20 protein-coding genes are annotated in these 19,109 nt (G+C 70.3%); 11 read left to right on the forward strand and 9 right to left on the reverse strand.

Annotated features, from left to right (window positions below; translation table 11 throughout):
- Positions 1–96 precede the first annotated feature (96 nt).
- The 4 genes from dnaA to pyk all read left to right on the forward strand — a co-directional run bounded on the left by dnaA (position 97) and on the right by pyk (position 5,918).
- Complete coding sequence (gene dnaA, locus DAERI_RS18865; RefSeq protein ID WP_103131042.1) at positions 97–1,488, forward strand: chromosomal replication initiator protein DnaA; 1,392 nt, start codon at positions 97–99, stop codon at positions 1,486–1,488.
- Positions 1,489–1,849: 361 nt separating this feature from the next.
- Complete coding sequence (gene dnaN, locus DAERI_RS18870) at positions 1,850–2,935, forward strand: DNA polymerase III subunit beta (RefSeq protein ID WP_103131043.1); 1,086 nt, start codon at positions 1,850–1,852, stop codon at positions 2,933–2,935.
- Positions 2,936–3,095: 160 nt separating this feature from the next.
- Positions 3,096–4,364: a phosphopyruvate hydratase gene (eno, locus tag DAERI_RS18875; protein ID WP_103130990.1), complete on the forward strand. Its 1,269-nt coding sequence runs from the start codon at positions 3,096–3,098 to the stop codon at positions 4,362–4,364.
- A 105-nt stretch (positions 4,365–4,469) separates the two neighbouring features.
- On the forward strand, positions 4,470–5,918 hold the full coding sequence (gene pyk / locus DAERI_RS18880) for a pyruvate kinase (protein ID WP_103130991.1): 1,449 nt from the start codon (positions 4,470–4,472) through the stop codon (positions 5,916–5,918).
- A gap of 247 nt (positions 5,919–6,165) precedes the next feature.
- On the opposite strand, the gene tyrS is transcribed toward pyk, so the two are convergent.
- Positions 6,166–7,413 (reverse strand): tyrosine--tRNA ligase, encoded by a 1,248-nt coding sequence (tyrS, locus tag DAERI_RS18885; protein ID WP_165794292.1) that lies wholly within the window; start codon positions 7,411–7,413, stop codon positions 6,166–6,168.
- Positions 7,414–7,588: 175 nt separating this feature from the next.
- Between tyrS and DAERI_RS18890 the strand changes: the two genes are divergently transcribed.
- The 3 genes from DAERI_RS18890 to DAERI_RS18900 are packed head-to-tail and all read left to right on the forward strand — an operon-like array spanning position 7,589 to position 9,401.
- Positions 7,589–8,167, forward strand: coding sequence for an MOSC domain-containing protein (locus DAERI_RS18890; RefSeq protein ID WP_103130992.1), 579 nt, complete (start codon positions 7,589–7,591; stop codon positions 8,165–8,167).
- Between the two features lie 15 nt (positions 8,168–8,182).
- Positions 8,183–8,743 (forward strand): YqhA family protein, encoded by a 561-nt coding sequence (locus DAERI_RS18895; RefSeq protein WP_103130993.1) that lies wholly within the window; start codon positions 8,183–8,185, stop codon positions 8,741–8,743.
- Positions 8,724–9,401, forward strand: a complete 678-nt coding sequence (locus tag DAERI_RS18900; protein WP_103130994.1) for a tRNA (adenine(22)-N(1))-methyltransferase TrmK — start codon at positions 8,724–8,726, stop codon at positions 9,399–9,401. The genes DAERI_RS18895 and DAERI_RS18900 overlap by 20 nt, the downstream gene beginning before the upstream one ends.
- A gap of 144 nt (positions 9,402–9,545) precedes the next feature.
- On the opposite strand, the gene DAERI_RS18905 is transcribed toward DAERI_RS18900, so the two are convergent.
- Together DAERI_RS18905 and DAERI_RS18910 are read right to left on the reverse strand one after the other, a co-directional pair.
- Positions 9,546–10,061, reverse strand: coding sequence for a GNAT family N-acetyltransferase (locus DAERI_RS18905; protein ID WP_103130995.1), 516 nt, complete (start codon positions 10,059–10,061; stop codon positions 9,546–9,548).
- Positions 10,054–10,989: a carbon-nitrogen hydrolase family protein gene (locus DAERI_RS18910; RefSeq protein ID WP_103130996.1), complete on the reverse strand. Its 936-nt coding sequence runs from the start codon at positions 10,987–10,989 to the stop codon at positions 10,054–10,056. The genes DAERI_RS18905 and DAERI_RS18910 overlap by 8 nt, the downstream gene beginning before the upstream one ends.
- A 109-nt stretch (positions 10,990–11,098) precedes the next feature.
- Here DAERI_RS18910 and DAERI_RS18915 point away from each other — a divergent pair, with 109 nt between their 5' ends.
- Both DAERI_RS18915 and DAERI_RS18920 read left to right on the forward strand, forming a co-directional pair.
- A complete protein-coding gene (locus DAERI_RS18915; protein WP_103130997.1) occupies positions 11,099–11,374 on the forward strand; it encodes a hypothetical protein in 276 nt (91 codons plus the stop codon).
- 25 nt (positions 11,375–11,399) lie between these two features.
- Positions 11,400–12,269: an alkaline phosphatase family protein gene (locus DAERI_RS18920; protein WP_103130998.1), complete on the forward strand. Its 870-nt coding sequence runs from the start codon at positions 11,400–11,402 to the stop codon at positions 12,267–12,269.
- A 181-nt stretch (positions 12,270–12,450) separates the two neighbouring features.
- On the opposite strand, the gene DAERI_RS18925 is transcribed toward DAERI_RS18920, so the two are convergent.
- The 3 genes from DAERI_RS18925 to DAERI_RS18935 all read right to left on the reverse strand — a co-directional run bounded on the left by DAERI_RS18925 (position 12,451) and on the right by DAERI_RS18935 (position 15,160).
- The gene (locus tag DAERI_RS18925; protein ID WP_103130999.1) at positions 12,451–13,080 is read right to left on the reverse strand and encodes a phosphoribosylanthranilate isomerase; all 630 of its coding nucleotides are present in this window, start codon (positions 13,078–13,080) and stop codon (positions 12,451–12,453) included.
- The gene (locus tag DAERI_RS18930; protein ID WP_103131045.1) at positions 13,077–13,313 is read right to left on the reverse strand and encodes a hypothetical protein; all 237 of its coding nucleotides are present in this window, start codon (positions 13,311–13,313) and stop codon (positions 13,077–13,079) included. The genes DAERI_RS18925 and DAERI_RS18930 overlap by 4 nt, the downstream gene beginning before the upstream one ends.
- A 512-nt stretch (positions 13,314–13,825) precedes the next feature.
- Positions 13,826–15,160: an MATE family efflux transporter gene (locus DAERI_RS18935; RefSeq protein ID WP_103131046.1), complete on the reverse strand. Its 1,335-nt coding sequence runs from the start codon at positions 15,158–15,160 to the stop codon at positions 13,826–13,828.
- A gap of 140 nt (positions 15,161–15,300) precedes the next feature.
- On the opposite strand from DAERI_RS18935, the gene cobU reads away from it, so the two are divergent.
- Both cobU and cobT read left to right on the forward strand, forming a co-directional pair.
- Positions 15,301–15,846: a bifunctional adenosylcobinamide kinase/adenosylcobinamide-phosphate guanylyltransferase gene (cobU, locus tag DAERI_RS18940; protein ID WP_235610463.1), complete on the forward strand. Its 546-nt coding sequence runs from the start codon at positions 15,301–15,303 to the stop codon at positions 15,844–15,846.
- 9 nt (positions 15,847–15,855) lie between these two features.
- A complete protein-coding gene (gene cobT, locus DAERI_RS18945; protein ID WP_103131000.1) occupies positions 15,856–16,944 on the forward strand; it encodes a nicotinate-nucleotide--dimethylbenzimidazole phosphoribosyltransferase in 1,089 nt (362 codons plus the stop codon).
- Here cobT and DAERI_RS23180 read toward each other — a convergent pair.
- Genes DAERI_RS23180 through DAERI_RS18960 form a run of 3 tightly spaced genes read right to left on the reverse strand, consistent with a single transcriptional unit; the run spans position 16,870 to position 18,985 of the window.
- A complete protein-coding gene (locus DAERI_RS23180; protein ID WP_103131001.1) occupies positions 16,870–17,556 on the reverse strand; it encodes an EAL domain-containing protein in 687 nt (228 codons plus the stop codon). The genes cobT and DAERI_RS23180 overlap by 75 nt on opposite strands.
- Positions 17,557–17,576: 20 nt before the next feature.
- Positions 17,577–18,440: a bifunctional diguanylate cyclase/phosphodiesterase gene (locus DAERI_RS23185; RefSeq protein WP_103131002.1), complete on the reverse strand. Its 864-nt coding sequence runs from the start codon at positions 18,438–18,440 to the stop codon at positions 17,577–17,579.
- Complete coding sequence (locus tag DAERI_RS18960) at positions 18,425–18,985, reverse strand: PAS domain-containing protein (protein ID WP_103131003.1); 561 nt, start codon at positions 18,983–18,985, stop codon at positions 18,425–18,427. Before DAERI_RS18960 ends, DAERI_RS23185 begins: the two co-directional genes overlap by 16 nt.
- Positions 18,986–19,109 lie beyond the last annotated feature (124 nt).

Genomic DNA, 19,109 nt, shown 5'->3' on the forward strand with positions numbered 1-19,109 from the left:
TTCCCCTCTCGCCTCTCTCCCGGGAGAGAGAACGGGAGGGGGTGGTATGCTGGCCCCGAAAGTCCGAGTGGGCAAGACCTAGGGGAGGTGCGCCTTATCACGCAGGAAATCTGGGCGGACGTGCTGGGGTACGTCCGCAAAAACATCTCGGAAGTCGAGTACCACACCTGGTTCGCCCCCGTGAAGAACCTGGGGGTGCAGGACGGCTCGCTCGTGCTGGGCGTCCGCAACTCGTTCGCGCAGGAGTGGTTTCGCAAGCACTACCTGGAACTGCTGGAGGACGCGCTGCGCAGCCTGGGCGCGCAGAACCCGCAGGTCAGCTTCCAGGTGCTGCCCGCCGTGCAGGAGGCGATGATCCTCCCGCAGGACCCGCCGCCCGCGCCCACCCTGGGGCAGCCGCTGGGCCAGATCAGCCGGCCCGCACCCCCCGCCGTGGCCGCCGAGAACCGCAAGAGCCTGAATCCCAAGTACACCTTCGAGAATTTCGTGGTGGGGCCGAACAACAACCTCGCGCACGCGGCGGCGCTGGCAGTCGCCGAGTCGCCCGGCAAGGCCTATAACCCCCTCTTCATCTATGGGGACGTGGGCCTGGGCAAGACGCACCTCATGCACGCGGTCGGGCACTACATGACCGAGCGGTATCCCGAGAAGCGCGTCGAGTACGTCTCCACCGAGTCGTTCACGAATGACCTGATCAACGCCATCCGCGACGACAAGATGACCCAGTTTCGGAACCGCTACCGCTCGGTGGATCTGCTGCTCGTGGACGACATCCAGTTCCTGGGCGGCAAGGAGCGCACCCAGGAGGAGTTCTTCCACACCTTCAACGCGCTCTACGAGAACCACAAGCAGATCATCCTGAGTTCCGACCGCCCCCCCAAGGACATCGAGACGCTGGCGGGACGGCTGCGCAGCCGCTTCGAGTGGGGCCTGATCACCGACATCCAGAGCCCCGAGTTCGAGACGCGCGTGGCGATCCTCAAGATGAACGCCGAACACAACCGCATCGACATCCCGCAGGAGGTGCTGGAGCTGATCGCCCGCCAGGTGACGAGCAACATCCGTGAGCTGGAGGGGGCCCTGATGCGGGTCGTGGCGTTCGCCAGCCTGAACAACGTGCCCTTCTCGCGCGCGGTGGCCGCCAAGGCGCTGAGCAACGTGTTCGCGCCGCAGGAGGTCAAGGTCGAGATGATGGACGTGCTGCGCTCGACCGCCGCCCACTTCAACATGCCTCCGGACGTGATTCGCGGCTCGGGCCGGGTGCGCGAGGTCGTCGTGCCCCGCCAGGTGGCGATGTACCTGATCCGCGAGCTGACGAGCCACTCCCTGCCGGAGATCGGCCAGTTCTTCGGCCGTGACCACTCCACCGTGATGCACGCGGTCTCCAAGGTGACCGAGCAACTGGGCAAGGACCCCGAGCTGACGGCCTCGGTGGACGCCCTGCGACGCCATCTCCAGAATGTGGAAGATGAGGAAAACCTTGCGTAGTTTCATCTTCAATTCCTTGATGAACAGAATAAGTTCCAAAAACCGTTCCAAATCCGTGTGCAAACTTTCACTTTCTGTGGAAAACCCTGTGGATAACCTGTGGAAAACCCCGTTTTTTCTGTGGAAAACTCTGTGGAAAACCGGGTGGTCATTTAACCCTGTGGATAAGTGCCCGAGTTATCCACAGGTTATCCACAGGGAAGTGCCAGTTATCCACAATTTTGTCCACAGGCAAGATCGGCTCCTGGAGCGGCCCTAGGCCACTTTTCCACAGTTTCCACAGGACCTACTACTACTACTACTATCTTTTTAGTTTTAAAAGAACAGGTAAAAGATAGGGGCGAACCCAGAGAGGGGAATGATGAGAGCGCACGTCACCAAGAAAACCCTGAGCGAAGGTCTCGGCCTGCTGGAACGAGTGGTCCCCAGCCGCAGCAGCAATCCCCTCCTGACCTCCCTGAAGGTGGAGGCGTCCGAGGCCGGACTGACCCTGAGCGGAACCAACCTGGAAATCGACCTGTCGTGCTTCGTGCCCGCCGAGGTGCAGGACCCGCAGAGCTTCGTGGTGCCCGCCCACCTGTTCGCGCAGATCGTGCGGAATTTGGGCGGCGAACTCGTGGAGCTGGAGATCGTGGGGAGCGAACTCGCCGTGCGTGCGGGCGGGAGCGACTTCAAGCTCCAGACCGGGGACCTGGAGGCGTACCCGCCGCTGAGCTTTCCCGCCCACGCCGACGTGAGCCTTGACGCCGCCGAACTCGCCCGCGCCTTTGGCAGCGTGCGTTACGCGGCGAGCAACGAGGCGTTTCAGGCGGTCTTCCGGGGCATCAAGCTGGAACACCGCGGCGGCGGCTCCGCCCGGGTCGTCGCCTCCGACGGCTACCGGGTCGCCATCCGCGACTTTCCCGCTGACGGGGATGGCCGCAACCTGATCGTCCCCGCCCGCAGCGCCGACGAGCTGATCCGGGTGCTGAAGGACGGCGAGGCCCGCTTCACCTACGGCGAGGGGATGCTCAGCGTGACCACGGACCGCGTCCGCATGAACCTCAAGCTGCTTGACGGCGACTTCCCGGACTACGAGCGGGTGATTCCCAAGGACATCAAGCTTCAGGTCACGCTGCCCGGCACCGCGCTCAAGGAGGCCGTGAACCGGGTGGCCGTCCTCGCCGACAAGAACGCGAACAACCGGGTCGAGTTCCTGGTCAGCGAGGGCAAGCTGCGCCTGGCCGCCGAGGGGGACTACGGGCGGGCGCAGGACACGCTGGACGTGACGCAGGGGGGCAGCGAGCCCGCCATGAGCCTCGCCTTCAACGCCCGACATGTGCTGGATGCGCTGGGACCCATCGAGGGGGAAGCCGAACTCCTCTTCTCGGGCTCCACGAGCCCCGCTATCTTCCGCGCGAGCGGGGGGGGCGGGTACATGGCCGTGATGGTCACGCTGCGCGTCTAAGGGGGCAGTGGAGGGCAAGGAGGGGCATGTCCGGCGCCTACCCTCCCCGGCTTAGACCGCGTGCATTCACCTCCGGCCCGGGGCGCCTATAGTGTCCGCGCTACACTTGGCGCCGAGTGGTCGGCCCGGCAGTTTGCGAACGAACAGGGGAGGCAAGCGCATGAACATCGAGAAAGTCATCGCCCGTGAAGTGCTGGACTCGCGTGGAAATCCGACGGTGGAGGCCGAAGTCTTCCTCGACAGCGGCTTTTCTGGCCGCGCCATCGTGCCCAGCGGCGCCAGCACCGGCACCCACGAGGCGTTGGAGCTGCGCGACGGGGGCGGGCGCTACGGCGGCAAGGGCGTGCAGAAGGCCGTGCAGAACGTGAACGAGGCGCTGGGTCCCGCCGTCGTGGGCCTGGACGCCTCCGACCAGGGCGCGGTGGACGCGGCGATGCTCGACCTCGACGGGACGCCGAACAAGGGCCGCTTGGGCGGGAATGCGATCCTGGCCGTCAGCCTCGCCACCGCCCGCGCCGCCGCGAACGAGCTGGACGTTCCCCTGTACCGCTACCTGGGCGGCAGCAACGCCAAGACCCTCCCCGTTCCGATGATGAACGTCATCAACGGCGGCGCCCACGCGGACAACTCGGTGGACTTCCAGGAGTTCATGGTGATGCCTGTGGGCGCCCCCACCTTCCGCGAGGCGCTGCGCTACGGGGCCGAGACGTTCCACGCGCTGAAAAAGGTTCTCTCGGGCCGCGGTTACAACACCAACGTCGGCGACGAGGGCGGCTTTGCCCCGGACCTCAAGAGCAACGAGGAGGCGCTGGAAGTCCTGCTCGAAGCGATCCAGAAGGCTGGGTACGAGCCGGGCCAGGACATCTGCATCGCGCTCGACCCCGCCGTGACCGAGTTGTACAAAGGCGGCCAGTACCACCTGGAGAGCGAGGGCCGCGCCCTCTCGACGCAGGAAATGGTGGACTTCTGGGCCGACTGGAGCAGCCGTTACCCCATCGTGTCCATTGAGGACGGGCTGGCGGAGGACGACTGGGAGGGCTGGCAGCTCCTGACCAGCCGCCTGGGCGACCGGGTCCAGCTTGTGGGCGACGACCTCTTCGTGACCAACCCCGAGCGGCTGCAACGCGGCATCGAGACGGATGTGGGGAACGCGATCCTGGTCAAAGTCAACCAGATCGGCACGCTGACCGAGGCGATGGACGCCATCGAACTCGCCAAGCGCAGCCGCTACGGCACGATCATCAGCCACCGCTCGGGCGAGTCGGAGGACGCCTTCATCGCCGACCTGGCTGTCGCCACGAACGCTGGGCAAATCAAGACGGGCTCGGCTTCCCGCTCGGACCGCATCGCCAAGTACAACCAGCTCCTCCGAATCGAGGACATGCTCGGCGACCGGGCCGTGTATCCGGGGCGCCGGGCGCTGAGGTAGGAAGCGGTCAGCCGTCAGCGATCAGCTTTCAGAAGGTGCTGGCGGCTGATCGCTGATTGCTGACGGTTCTGGAAGAGATTCCAACACGGAAAGCAAGGACCCGATATGAAACACTTTGACCGAGCAACCAAGATCGTCGCCACCGTCGGCCCGGCGAGCCGCAACCCCGAGGTGCTGGGCCGGATGATCGACGCGGGCCTGAACGTGGTCCGCATGAACTTCAGCCACGGGGACCCCGAGGACCACCGCCAGACGGTGCAGATGGTGCGGGAACTCGCCACCCGCAAGGGCGTGACGGTGGGCATCCTGCAAGACCTCCAGGGGCCGAAGATCCGGGTGGGGCGCTTCCGCGAGGGGGCCGTGACCCTGGAGCCCGGCCAGAAGTTCACGATCACGATGGACGATGTCGAGGGCGACGAGACGCGCGTGAGCAGCACCTATAAGGGGCTCGCGCTCGACGTTCACCCCGGCATGACCCTGCTGCTCGACGACGGCAACCTGAACCTGAAGGTCGATCAGGTGCGCGGCAACGACGTGCAGACGACGGTAATCATCGGTGGCGTGCTGAAGAACAACAAGGGCATCAACGTGCCGCAGGCCGAACTCGCCGTGCCCGCCCTGTCGGACAAGGACGTGCAGGACATGGAGTTTGGGGCACAGCTCGGGGTGGACTGGGTGGCGCTCTCGTTCGTCCGCTCGCGCGACGACCTGCTGCTCGCCCGGCACTACCTCGCCCGTTTCGGCTCGCGGGCCAAGCTGATGGCGAAGATCGAGAAGCCTCAGGCGGTCGAGCGCTTCGAGGACATCCTGCGCGAGGTGGACGGCATCATGGTCGCGCGCGGCGACCTGGGCGTCGAGATGCGCCCCGAGCAGGTGCCCACCATCCAGAAGCGCCTGATCCGGTTGTGCCGCGAGGTGGGCAAGCCGGTGATCACCGCGACCCAGATGCTGGAGAGCATGATCAACCTGCCACGTCCCACCCGCGCCGAGGCGTCGGACGTGGCGAACGCGATCTACGACGGCACCGACGCGGTGATGCTGAGCGCGGAGTCGGCTGCCGGGCACTACCCCGTCGAGGCCGTCGCCATGATGGACCGCATCGCCCGCGAGGCCGAGGGGAGCGAGCACTACAAGATGCTCCAGCGTCAGGTCGTGATCGAGACGGAGCTCGCCCAGGACTCCATCGCCGCCGCGGCCTGCTCCATCGGCGAGAAGCTGGATACGCCCGTCATCGTGACCTTCACGAGCACGGGCGGCGCGGCGACCCGTATCGCCAAGAACCGGCCCCCGCTGGCGATCCTGGCCCTGACGCCCAACGAGCAGACCCGCAACCAGCTCGCCCTCTCCTGGGGCGTGGTGCCCATGCTCAGCGAGGACCCGCACGACACCGACGACATGGTCCGCATCGCCAACGACGAGCTGAGGAAGAGCGGGCTCGCGGATGTGGGCGACCGCTACGTCATCACGGCGGGCGTGCCCTTCGGCGTGAGGGGCACCACGAACATGCTGCGTGTCGAGCGTCTGCGTGAGGAAGACCTGAGCGACCGGGTTTAAACCTTCACCCGGCGCCCAAAAAGAACGGCCCCTCGTCTTCATGTGAGGGGCTTGTCAGGTTTTTATCCACAGTGCGCGGCTTTATCCACACCCCGGGTGTGGATAACTTTTTGGTGGGAACGAATCGAACCGCGTTCTGGACGTTATCCACAGAAGGGAGAGTTATCCACAGCGTTCTGTGCATAACTTTCCCTGTGGGCCGGGCCTCTGGGAAGCCCGTGGAGGCCCCGGCGAGACCCCGAACGGGTCAGGACCCCAGGACCAGCCGCGCGAACTTGTCCTTGCCCTTCTGAATGACTACGCCGCCCTCCCGGGAGAGGTCGCCCAGGCTCAGGTTGCCCTGCGGCTCGGTGTACGTCTCGCCGTTGAGCCTCAGGCCCCGGTTTCCGATCAGCTTGCGGGCGGCGCCGTTGCTGGGTTCCAGCCCCGCGAGGACCACCAGCCGGGCCATGCTGACGTTGCCGTTCTCGCCCAACTCCTCTTTGGGCACGCTCACGCTGGGGATGTTCTCGGGGATGCCGCCCCTCGCCACCGCCCGGAAGCGCTCCTCTGCCGCGTCCAGATCAGCCCGGGGGTGGAGCCAGGAGACGACCTGCTGGGCCAGTTCCCGGTGTGCGGCCACCGGATGGCCCGTCAGCAGCTCCGCGATCCGCTCCTGCGGCAGGTCGGTCAGCAGGGTGAAGTAGTTCTCCAGCAGGGGGTCGGGCACCTTCATCAGCGCGGCGAACATCAGGTGCGGCTCGTCCGTCAGGCCGATGTAGTTGTCCAGGCTCTTGGACATCTTCTCCACGCCGTCCAGCCCGACGAGGAGGGGCAGGGTCATCACGACCTGCGGTTCCTGGCCGTAGTCGCGTTGCAGGGCGCGGCCCACGAGGTTGTTGAAGAGCTGGTCCGTGCCCCCCAGCTCCACGTCCGCCTCCAGCGCCACGGAGTCGTAACCCTGGGTGAGCGGGTAGAGGAGTTCATGGACGCTGATGGGCGTTCCCGCGTTCAGCCGCTTGGTGAAGTCGTCGCGCTCCAGGATGCGGGCGACCGTGTAGCGGCTGGCGAGGCGAATCACGTCCGCGTAGCCCATCGGCTCCAGCCACTCGCCGTTGAAACGCAGCTCCAGCACCTCGGGGTCGTCGCGCAGGATCAGCCTGCACTGCTCCAGGTAGCTCTGGGCGTTGGCGCGCGTTTCCTCCAGGGTCAGCGGAGGGCGGGTCTTCGACTTGCCGCTGGGGTCGCCGATCATGGCGGTGAAGTCACCGATCAGCATGATGACCTTGTGCCCCAGGTCCTGAAACTGGCGCATCTTGCGGAGGATGACCGCGTGCCCCAGGTGCAGGTCCGGGCGGGTGGGGTCGGCGCCGAGCTTGACGCGCAGGGGCGCGCCTGTTTCTAAACTGCGCTCCAGCTTGCGCCGCAGGTCGTCCTCGGTCACGAGGTCCACGACGCCGCGTTTCAGGATGGCGAGCTGTTCGTCCACGGGCAGGTTCCGGCGGATTTCATTCATGGGCACTCCAAAAAAGAGGGCGGCGCACTCGCTCTTTCGCAAATGCGCCGCCGGGGGTTGGATTTCAGGCTAGAACTGACCCGCCCACCTAGCGGCGGGGAGGATACGCACGTCGGGTCAGACGCCTCATGCGGAGCAGTGTAGCAAAAGGCGGCTCACGCTCTACCCTGACCCGGTGAAGACCATCCACGAACTCCGCGCCACCTTTCCCCGCCCGGGCCGATTGGAGTGGATCGGGCTGCGCGAGACCCGGCGCGGCCCGGTGCGGAGCGTGACGGAAGCGGAGGTGCATCCCCTCGTCGGCCTGATCGGCGACCACGGGAAACAGGCTCCAGCCAGGCTGCGCGCCCTGACCGGGGAACCGGGGGAAGCGGCGACCCCACAGAGGACTTCTCCCATTCCCGGCGGTCCCGGGCGGCGACAGGTCACGCTCCTCCAGGCCGAGCACCTGCCCGTGATCGCGGCCCTGGCAGGGTTGTCCGAAGCCACACCCGAGAGGCTGCGCCGCAACCTCCTCGTGAGCGGCCTGCCCCTGCTCGCCCTCAAGGACGCCCGGCTCCGGGTGGGGGAGGTCGTGCTGGAGGCCACCGGGGAATGCCATCCCTGTTCCCGCATGGAGGAGACGCTGGGCGAGGGCGGCTACAACGCCGTGCGCGGGCACGGGGGCCTGACGGCGCGGGTGATCTCGGGCGGCCTGATCCGGGTGGGCGACCCCGTGACCGTGCTGGAACCCGTTCAGTCGGGGAGAGGCTGACCTTATGCTGGGCGGGTGAGCCGCTCGCGCCCTGCCTCCGGCCCGTCCAGGGTCCGCACAGTCGCCCGAGCGTTCGGGTTCACGCTGCTGATCGTGGAACTGGGCGTCCTCAGCTCCCTCGCCTTCAGCCTGGCGCTCTTCATCGCGGCCATCGTGCAGGCTTACCGCACCATCCGGGAAGCATTCGGCCACCTGGGCGAGGCGGGCACGACCAAGGAACTGCTTATCGCCGCCGTCGAGCAGGCCGACACGCTGCTCGTCGGCGTGGCGCTGCTGATCATCAGTCTGGGGCTCCAGGCCCTGTTCGTCGGGCAACTCCACAACGTTCCGGCCTGGCTGCACATCCGTACCTTCGATGACCTGAAGCAGAAGCTGCTGGGCGTGGTGGTCACGGCGCTGGCCGTAAATTTCTTCGCCGTGGCGCTGGAGTGGCAGGGGGGGCCGGACATCCTGACCTACGGGGCCGCCATCGCCGCCGTCATTCTCGCGGTGGGAACCTACAGTGTAATCCTGGGCCGACAAAGCGGCCTTCCGCACGAACACGAGGAGGCGCGTGATGCCGACCTCCACCCTTGACGCCCGGCTGGAAGCCGCGCTGCACCTGATTCGCTCGGAGGTCCATGCCGATATCGGCTCGGATCACGCCCACCTCCCCATCCGGCTGATCCGGGAGGGCCGCGTGGGGCGATGTGTGGTGGTGGAACTAAACCCCGGCCCGCTGGCCCTGGCGCAGCGCAAGGTGGCGCGGGCCCGGTTGGAAGACCGCATCGAGGTCCGCGCCGGAAACGGCTTCGCGCCCCTCCGGCCCGGCGAGGTGGACAGCGCCAGCATGACGGGCATGGGCGCGGGGACGATGGTGGGCATCCTGGACCGGGCGGGGGAGCGGCGACCGCCCACGCTGGTTCTGCAACCGAATGACTCCCCCCGGCCCCTGCGGGTCTGGGCGCGCGAGCACGGCTACCACCTGACCGCCGAGCGCCTGATCGCCGGGTACTGGCCCTATCCCGTGCTGCGGCTGGACCGCGCGGGGGGGACCGACCCAGCCTACGCGAGCCTACCCCTGAACGCCGCGTTGCGCTACGGTCCCCACCTGCTGCGGGAGGGGTCCGGGCTGCTCCGCGAGCAGGTGGAGGCTGACATCGCCCGCCTGGTCCCCCTCGCCGCGCCGGGCCGCACCGCACAGATGGAGCTGGAGGCCGCCCGTGACGCCCTCACAGTGCTCGAAGGGCAATAAAAAAGCCGCCTCTCTAGGCGGTGATGTTAAAAACTATAGCGTGGGATGCAGGGGAAGTCAACTTATGCAGCCGAGAGTTGGGAGGAAGTTGACTTGGCTGCGGCCAGCGCAGGTCTTTCGCAGTTGCCCCACTCCGGGTGAACTTCACAGCAGCAGGGCGAGGTGGTGTTCGGCGAGGTGCCCGCCCCCCGCGTCCCGCACGGCGTCGGGCTGCGTTCCCCAGAGCTGGAACCCGTGCCGCTCGTACAGCCGCCGCGCCGCGTGCTGCGTCTCCATCATGCCCAGGTGCAGCGAGGTCACGCCCGGCCAGCTCCGCGTGTGGGCGATTCCTGCCCGGAGTAAGGCGTCCCCGCAGCCCTGGCCCCTCGCGGGCGGGAGGACAGACACCCCGAACACATTCGCACGGTGGTTCAGCCGGGGCCGGGTCTCCCGGGCGACGGTCAGGAGACCGACCAGCACCCCATCCTGAAAGGCGCCGAAATTCGCCACCTCCGGCGTCGGCTCCAGCCGGGCGGCGATCTCGGCGAGGGGCCGCGCCGCGAACTCCTCGGCGGTGGTGATAAAGGCGAGCGGGTCCGTCCGCAGGGCCGAGAGGCGCACCTCCCGGTAGGTGGGCGCGTCGGCGGCGGTCAGGAGGCGGACGGTGACGGGCTCAGGCACGTGTTTCTTCCACCCGCGCGGCCTCGCCGAGCGGCACGACCTCGGCGGGGGTGGGGCGGGACTCGGCCACCGCGCGGTCGCGCCAGTTCAGGACGTGACCCTCCGCGCGCACCCGGCGCGTGAGGCTCAGGTCGAGGTCGGTGACGAGCCAGCCAGGCACGTTCCATTCCCCCTGGGCGACCACACCGTCCTCGGGGAGGTCGAGGTCGGCGGGGGCGTAGACGGCGGCCCTCCCGGTCGCCTGCTCGACGGCGTAGGTCCAGCCCGCGTCCGCAATCAGCGGGGCGTGGACGGCGTAGAGCTGGTTTTCCAGCGCGCGGGCCATGCTGCCCACCCGGACGCGGGTGTACCCGGAGCGCAGGCCGGTGAAGGACGGCACGACCAGCAGCTCTGCCCCGCCCTCCGCCAACCGCCGGGCCAGGGTCGGGAACTCGCTGTCGTAGCAGATGGCGACGCCGAAGCGGAGGGTCTCACCGCCGGGCAGCGGCATCTCGAAGACCCGCACGCCCCCGCCCGGCCCAATGAACCACTCCTCGGCCTCGAAGCGGGTCATCATCAGCTTGTCCTGGTGGCTGGCCTGGCCATCCGGGCCGAAGACGTGGGCGCGGTTCACGAAGCCCTCGCCGGAGGCTACTGGGAAACTCCCTGCCACGATGCCGACCCCGTGCTGGCGGGCCAGGCGGGCGTGCAGCGCGGTGAAGCCGGGCAGGAAGGCCTGGAGCGCGGGCCGCATGGGCAGGATGTCGTGGTGCAGCTCGGGGGGCAGCAGGCTCACGAGTTCCAGGGGGGCGTACTCGGGGAACACCAGCAGGTTCGCCCCCCGCCCCGCCGCGTCGGCGACCCAGCCCGAAACCTTGGCCTCGTACGCCCCCCAGTCCGGGTGAAAGTCCACCGGGTACGCCGCCGCCGCCACACGCAACACCGTCATGGGGGGAGTGTAGCGGCTGACCCGGAGGGGGTCGGGGCGACGGCCTCCCTTTCCCCTTTCTCAAGGGCGCTCTGCCGTGGGGCCGCGAACCCGGGTGTAGCCTGACCCCATGTCATCCGGCGGATTCGAGGATCTCACCGATGGGGAAGTCGAGCGGCAGGCCGAGCTGGAGGAACACTGGCCGGAGCGGCTGGAAGAGGCGGACCGGGCCGTGGCGGCGCGCCTCCAGGAGGCCGGGTTGACCGGCAGGCTCCAGATCGGGGACGGCTTCCGGTTCGCGTGGCTGCGGGGGGACGACGTGGTCGCCGAGTCGGACTTCCGGCAACGCTTCCCGGAGGCGTTCGAGGAGGCCGTGGGGCGGCTCCCGGCCCAGTACCGCGCTTGACCCGGGGCGGCCCGCCCCACTCCCCGTGACGGGCCTCGTCTGGCTCGCGCTGGACGGCGTCGGCCACCCGCAGGGCGCGCCGGAGGGCTCCGTCTGGGAGACCGAGTTGCCCGCGCTGCGCCCCCTGGTGGACTCGGGCCTGGCGCTCGACGCGACGCTGGGCGTGCCGGGCCTGCCGCAGTCGGGCACCGGGCAGACGTGCTGGCTGACGGGGCTGGACGCCGTGCGCCACATGGGCGAGCACTTCGGGCCGCACCCCGGGCCCACGCTTCAGCGGCTGCTGCGTGCCCGGGCGCTTCCCGGACGGATTGTGCGCGCGGGCGGACGGGCGGCGTTGGCGAACCACTACCCGCCCGCCTACTTCGCGTCGCAGGAACGGCGGCCCCGGATGGGCTGCTTCCCCTTCTCCTTCCTGGCCGCGGGGCTGAGCCTCAACCCGCCCGGTGTGCCCCCCGTGCCCGCCACCCTGGGGCTGGGCTACGCCGATCCCTGGCCGCCCGGGGAGCCCCTGGCCGAGGTCACGCGGCTGGGGACGGTGCTGGCGGATGCCGCGCGCGAGCAGGACCTGATCGTCTGCGACCTGTGGTTCGGCGACCGCCTGGGGCACCTGGGCCGCGACCCTCTCCCCTCAGGCGTCCTGCAGGCCGGGCGGGCCTACCTGGAGCGGGTGGACGCCCTGCTGCTGGGGCTGCTTGGCGCGGGGGCGAGGGTGGTCCTGACCAGTGACCACGGGAACCTGGAAGACCTGCGCGTCAAGACCCACACCGTCGCCCGGGTGCCGTTCGCCGGGGTGGGGGTGGACCTCGGCCCTGCCCAAACCGTGGTGGAGGGAGGCCGGGTCCTCGCGGGCTGGTTCGGGGAGCTGGGGGACGGCGACGGGCGCGCGGAATTGTAACCCAGGCCGGAGTAGGCGGCGGAAGTTATCCACAGCCTTTTCCACAGGCCTTGTGGACAAGTGTGGAAAAGGGCCGGGGTGCACTCGGGCGGGACACGGCAAAAAGAGCGTCCCACACGGCGCTCCCGGACAAGTACAAGGGGGATAAGCGCGACCGTGAGGTTATCCACAGGGCCGCGTTTCACTGTGGATAACTCTGCCGCCCCGCTTCCCGCGCGGCCCGAATGAAGGCGCGGACCTCTCCCGGATTTTTCACACCCGGCCTCTCCTCCAGGCGGCTCACGGCGTCCACCCCCGCCGGGCGCAGCACGCGGATCGCCTCCGCGACGTTCGCGGGTCCCAGGCCCCCGGCGAGCCAGGCCCCGGGCGGGAACACGTCCCGCAGGGCCTCCCAGTCGAGCGGCACCCCGCCCCCCGGTTCCGGCGCGTCCACCATGGGGGTCACGGCGGGGTCCTCCAGAGTCTCCAGCACGTCCCCGCGGCCCAGGTCGCCCGGGCACAGAACGCGCAGAACGGGATGATACCGGGCGACCTCGCGCACGTAAAGACTTGACAGCGGGCCGTGGAGCTGCACGGCGCTCACCCGCGCGGCCTCGGCCAGGCGCAGCACCTCGTCCAGCCCCTGATTCAGGAACACGCCGACCCGCCCCACCGCCGGGCCGACCGCGAGCCCCGCCTCCCGCGCCACCCCGGCCAGGACGAGCCGGCGGCTGACCGGCGCGAAGATGAAGCCCAGCGCGTCGGCCCCCACCTCCGCCGAGAGGAGGGCGTCGTGGACGGAGGTGATGCCGCAGACCTTGACGCGGATCAACGCCCGGCCTCCAGGGCGCTCAGCCGCGCCTCCAGGTCGCGGACGCGGCGGGTCAGGGCCACCAGCAGCAGCGCGTAGTGGTCGTACAGCTTGGGGCGCTCCAGCCGGGCCTCGCCGGACATCCACTCCGAGAGCAGCCGCTCGGCCTCGCGCAGCACCTCCTCGTCGGGCACCTCGCGGAAGTTCCGGTCCCCGAGGATCGTGCGGGCGAAATTCAGTTCGCGGTCGGTCATGGGGGCATTGTGGCGCAGCGGCGGGGTGGCCGGGGGTGCGCGGTGCCGGCCCGGGGACCCCACCGGCCCGTCCTTCTGCCCGGGGGCCTCCCCGTCTGCTCCTCGGCATCCGGTTCCCCGGTCGTGCGGGGAAGCTCCCGGACGCGCTTCTCCACCGGGCGGGAAAGCGCCTCGGTGGATGCCATAGCTGGAGCTGGGAGGATTCAGGGTGGGGCGGCCAACCTCCCGGATGCCGGCCTCCGTGCCGTGCCCCATCCTCTTCCCCGCTGAACCCGGCACTTGCCCGCCCGCTCACGCCCTTCCTGGGGCACTCTCACCACTGGACCCAACGGACTTAGGCCCCGGCCCAGGTGCGAGGGTTGTGGGGCGCCGCCCACCGGAAGAGCCTGTGACCCCCGGGAAGAAGACCACCTCCAGCCATTCATCACGGACGGCCCGTGGCGGACTGATGGGCTGAAGACCCTGCCCAGCGGGCCCAGCGAATACCGGGAACGAAGCGGGGCCGCCTGCCCTCAGAGCCGGACGCTGCGCCAGCGGCCGGAGGCGAAGCGCAGCACGTAGGCCACGGCGGCCAGGGTGATGAAGGCGAGCGCGGCCCCCCACGCCCCGGTCACGCCGTAGCGGGGGGCCAGCCAGGAGGCGCCCAGCACCATGACCAGCCACGCGCCCGTCAGGGTCACGATCAGCCGGAAGCGGGTGTCGCCCGCCCCGCCCAGCGCCCCGCCGAGGACGATGGCGACCCCGTCGAGGATCTGGTAGGCCGCCATAACGGCCAGGACGCTCGTGCCCACGGCGAGGACCTCGGGGCTGCGGCTGAACAGGCCGATCAGGGGGCGAGGCAGCGTCAGGAACAGGACGCCCAGCACGCCCATGAAGGCGGCGGCGAGGCCAGTTCCCCGCCAGCCGATGCGGGTGGCGACCTCGGGGCGGCCCGCCCCCAGCGCCCGGGAAAGCAGGCTCCCCGTGGCCGACGCGAGGGCGAAGGCGGGCAGAAAACCCAGGCTGGCGAGCTGGAGGGCGATCTGCGACGCGGCGAGTTCGGTGGGACCCAGGCGGGAGAGAACTCCCTGAAAGGCGGTGAAGGCGCTCACGTCGGCGAGTTCGGTGACGCCCGCCGGCAGGCTGACCCGCGCGAGGCTTCCCAGCTCCCCCCGGGTGGGCCGCGCCAGCCGGAACGGCCCGAAGCGCGGCCCGTGCAGGTGGCCCAGGAGCCCCAGCGCCAGGCCGTTCTGAAGGGTCACGGCGATCACGGCGGCCCAGGCGGCCCCGGCCACGCCCCACCCGAGGCCGAAGATGAACAGCACGGCCAGCGCGGCGTTGACGACGACCACCAGCCAGGCGAGCCGCATGGGCGTGCGGGTGTTGCCCAGCCCCACCATGACGGAGAGGGCCGCGCTGCCCAGCAGGAGGACCGGGATTTCCCACACCCGGATGTGCGTGTAGGTCCGGGCGACGGCGGTGATGCCGGGCTCGGGCCGCAGCAGGGCGAACAGGCCGTCGAGGAGCAGGGGGCCGACCAGCGCCAGCGGCACGCCGACGAGCGCCGAGCCCAGGAATACGCTCGCCCAGCGGCGCACCCCGGCGGCGTCCCCCGCCCCCAGCGCCCGGGCCACGAACGTCGAGGCGGTGTTCAGGCTGCCCCGGAACAGCAGCACGAGCGTGAGCAGGCAGATGTTGGCAAAGCCCACCGCCCCGACCTCGACCACCCCCAGGCGGCCCATCAGGAGGGTATCGGTAAAGCCGACCGCCGTGTAGGCGAGGTTCGAGAGCATCAGCGGCCCGGCGAGCGTGAGCAGCTCGCGGGTGCTGCCCTGTGGGGCGCCGGGGGAAGTGGGGGCGGCGGACACGCCGGGCACGCTAGCATTCCCCCCGCCGGAACCGTCCAGCCGGACAGAACCCGTACGGAAGGAGGAATCATGGTGGGCCGAATCCATTTGACTCATCCCGGGTCGGTCGGGGAGGGGGCGCGGTCTGCCCGGGGGGGCCGGTGGCCGTGACCCCGTGCCACAATCTGGTGTACGTCACGGGCGGCGCCCGCAGCGGCAAGAGTTCCTTCGGCGAGCGCCGGGCCGCCGCGCCCGGTCAGGGGGTCACGTACCTCGCCACCGCGCAGGCCCTCGACCCCGAGATGGAGGCCCGCATCACCCGTCACCGCGCTGACCGCCCGCCCGGCTGGGTGACCGTCGAGGAGCCCGTGAACCTCCCGCAGGCCCTCCGCGACGCGGCCACCCCCACCGTCCTCCTCGACTGCCTGAGCCTGTGGGTGAGCAACCTGATGCTGGCTGACCTGCCCGACGAGGCTATCCTCGCGCGGGCCGACGCGCTGCTCGCCGCCGCCCGCGCCCGCCCCGGCCTGACCGTCCTCGTGACCAACGAGGTGGGGTTCGGCATCGTGCCCGACAACGCCCTCGCCCGCCGCTACCGGGACGTGCTGGGCTGGGTGAACCAGCGGGCCGCCGCGGCGAGTGACGAGGCGTGGCTCCTGGTGAGCGGCCTGCCCGTGCGGCTCAAGCCCTCCGCACTCAACATTTGAAGGAGTCCCATGACCACCCCCCTTCACCCCGACCTCGCCGCCCTGATCGCTGCCACCGGACCCGCCGACCCCGCCGCCATGCGCTCGGCTCGCGAGCGGCAGGCCCAGCTCACCAAGCCCACGGGGGCGCTCGGCGACCTGGAGGAACTGGCGGTGCGGCTCGCCGGGGTGTTCAGGACCGAGAAGCCGTGGCCGCGCGGGGTGGCGGTCCTCGTGGCGGCGGGGGACCACGGGGTGGCGGCGGGGGGCGTGAGCGCCTACCCGCCCGAGGTGACGCCCGCGATGGTGGCGAACTTCCTGGCCGACACGGACGCGGGGCCGGGCGGGGCCGCCGTGAACGCCATCGCCCGCACGGTGGGGGCGCGGGTGTACGTGATGGACGCGGGGGTGAACGCGGAGCTGCCCGGCCACCCCCGGCTGGTGCGGGCGGCGGTGCGCCGGGGCACCCGCGACCTGCGCCGCGAGCCCGCCATGACCCGGGAGGAAACCGAGGCCCTGATTCTGGCGGGGGCGGCCCTGGCCCGCCGGGCCACCCAGGAGGGCGCCGACCTGCTCGTTCCCGGCGAGATGGGAATCGGGAACACCACGCCCGCCGCCGCCCTCACCGCCCGGCTGCTGGACCTCGACCCTGTGGAAGTGACGGGGCGGGGCACCGGGGTGGACGACGAAACGCTGGCCCGCAAGGTGGGGGCCGTGAGGGAGGCGCTGGGCCGGAACGGGAGTGACCCCAGCGACCCCCTCGGCGTCCTCGCCGACCTGGGCGGCTACGAGATCGCGGCGATGCTGGGGATGATGCTCCAGGCCGCCGCCTCCCGGCGCGCCGTCATCCTCGACGGCTTCGTGGAGGGCTCTGCGGCGCTCGTCGGGGTGGCCCTCGCGCCGCACCTCCGGGACTTCCTCTTTGCGGCGGGCGAGTGCGCCGAGATCGGGCACGCGGCGCAGCTCGCCCACCTGGGCCTGAAACCGATGTTCCGCCTGGGTCTGCGGCTGGGCGAGGGGACGGGCGGCGTGCTGGCGGCACCGCTACTCCTCTCCGCGGCGGCCACCCTGCGCGAGATGCGGACTTTCGCCGAGGCAGGGGTGCCGGGCGGGGTGTAGCGGAGGGGACGACCTACCGGGGCCGCGGGAGTTCCCCGGGCTCGCCGCGCAGGGCACGCTCGCGGGCCAGGTAGGCCGGAACGTCCCCCGCGGCCAGGGGCCGGGAGAGCAGGTAGCCCTGTGCGTAGTCGCAGCCGAGATCGCGGAGCCGCTCATGCTGGGCCGGGGTCTCGATGCCCCCTCGGCGACCACCCGCAGCCTCAGGTTCTTCGCCATCTGGATGATGGTGCGCACGAGTTCCGTGCTCTCCCCGTTGCCCGTCATGCGGTGGACGAAGGAGCGGTCGATCTTGGGGGTGTCCACCGGGTAGAACTGGAGGTCGCCCAGCGAGGAGTACCCGGTGCCGAAGTCGTCGAGGGAGAGGCCCACCCCCAGCTCGCGGATGCGAGCGAGGGTCTCGCCGATGGTCTGCGAATGCTCCAGCAGCACGCCCTCGGTGATCTCCAGCCTGAGGGCGCGGGGGTCGAAGCCCAGGTCACCCAGCACCCCCGCGAGCGAGGTGTACACGTCGGGCGCCGCGAAGTGCCGCCCGGAGAAGTGGACGCACAGCTCGGGGGGCACCCCCCCGGGCCGCCGCCACGCGAGCACCTGCGCGCACGCCCCGCGCAGCACCTAGCGGTCGAGGTCGAGGATCAGCCCGGTCTCCTCGGCCAGGTCGATGAACCCGGCGGGGGGAGCAGGCCGCGAACGGGATGCTGCCGGCGCACGAGCGCCTCGAACCCCACCGTGCGCCCCGAGGCGAGCGCCACGATGGGCTGGTAAAGCACGCGCAGCTCCCCCTGGCGGATGGCCCGCCGCAGGTCCCGCTCCGGGTGGGTGCGGTCCACGGCCTGCTCGCGCATCTCGGGCGTGAACTCCTGGTAGCCCGCCCCGCCGCGCGCCTTGGCCCGGTCCATGGCGATGTCCGCGTCGCGCAGCACGGCGGTCGCCGACTCGTACCTCGGGCCGCCGAACACCAGCCCGATGCTCGCCGAGACGAGCAGTTCGTGCTCCTGCACCCCGAAGGGCTGGCGCCGCGCCGTTCCGACGCGCCCCGCGACCCCCCGGGCGTACTCCCCGTTCCCCAGCGGTTCGAGCAGCAGGGTGAACTCGTCCCCGCCCAGCCGGGTGACCGTGTCCGTGGGGCGCAGCTCGGCCCGCAGCCGCCCCGCCAGGGCGACGAGCAGCGCGTCCCCCGCTGGGTGCCCCAGCGAGTCGCTGATCACCTTGAAGCGGTCGGTGTCCAGGAACAGCACCGCGAAGCCGGACCCGTTCGGCTCCCGGGCGCGGGCGAGCGCCTGCTCCAATCGGTCGCGCCGCAGGGCGAGGTTGGACAGGCCGGTCAGGGCGTCGTGGAGGGCGTCGTGTTGCAGCCTGCGGTTGGCCGTCTCCAGCTCGCGGTTGAGCCCCGCCAGCTCTCCAGGGCCTGCTTGCAGTCGGTGATGTCCAGGCCGTAGCCGGTGGCGAGGTCCAGCTCCCCCCGCCGCCGAGGACACCGGGTTCAGGCAGCGCAGCATGGGCCGAACGCGGCCGTCCGGCAGGGTGAACTGCTCCCCTCACAGAAGATCGGCCCCCGCTGCCGCACCGCCGCCTGGAACCGCTCGCGGCGGTTCTGCGCCAGGGTGGGCGAAAACCCGCGGTGGGCGCAGTATTCAAAGTCGTCCCGGCCGATCACCCAGGCGCGAATCTCGTCGTTGGCGATGGCGCTGGGGTTGCAAAACAGGTAGCGCTGCTGGCGGTCGAACACGGCGAGCGGGGCGGGCACCGCGTTCAGGACCGTCTCGTACGAGCGGTCACGCTCCTCCAGCGCCTCGGTCTTTCGCTGACGCTCGGTGATGTCCGTGCAGGCGAGGATGCACCCCCCAATCCCGCCGTCCTCGCCCCGTGACGGGTACAGGTGCGCGAGCATGAGGCGCGCCGAGCCGTCCGGGAGGCGGACCTCCAAGTCGATGCCCTCCAGCACCTCGCCCCCCAGGACCCGGTCGGTCCACTCGGCCAGCCGCGCCGCCTGCGCCGGGGGACACAGGGACCCGGCGAGTCCCCGACCGCCCGGTGGTGCCAGGAGGCCAGCGTCTCGGCGGGGAGCTCGGGGCGTCCAGCGCGGCCAGAAAGGCGCGCCACTCCCCGGCGCCGGGGGGCGAACCCGCGCTCAGCCCCAGGCGGCCAAGGTGGCGTTGAACCTCGGT

Source organism: Deinococcus aerius (genome assembly GCF_002897375.1).
Lineage (GTDB): Bacteria > Deinococcota > Deinococci > Deinococcales > Deinococcaceae > Deinococcus > Deinococcus aerius.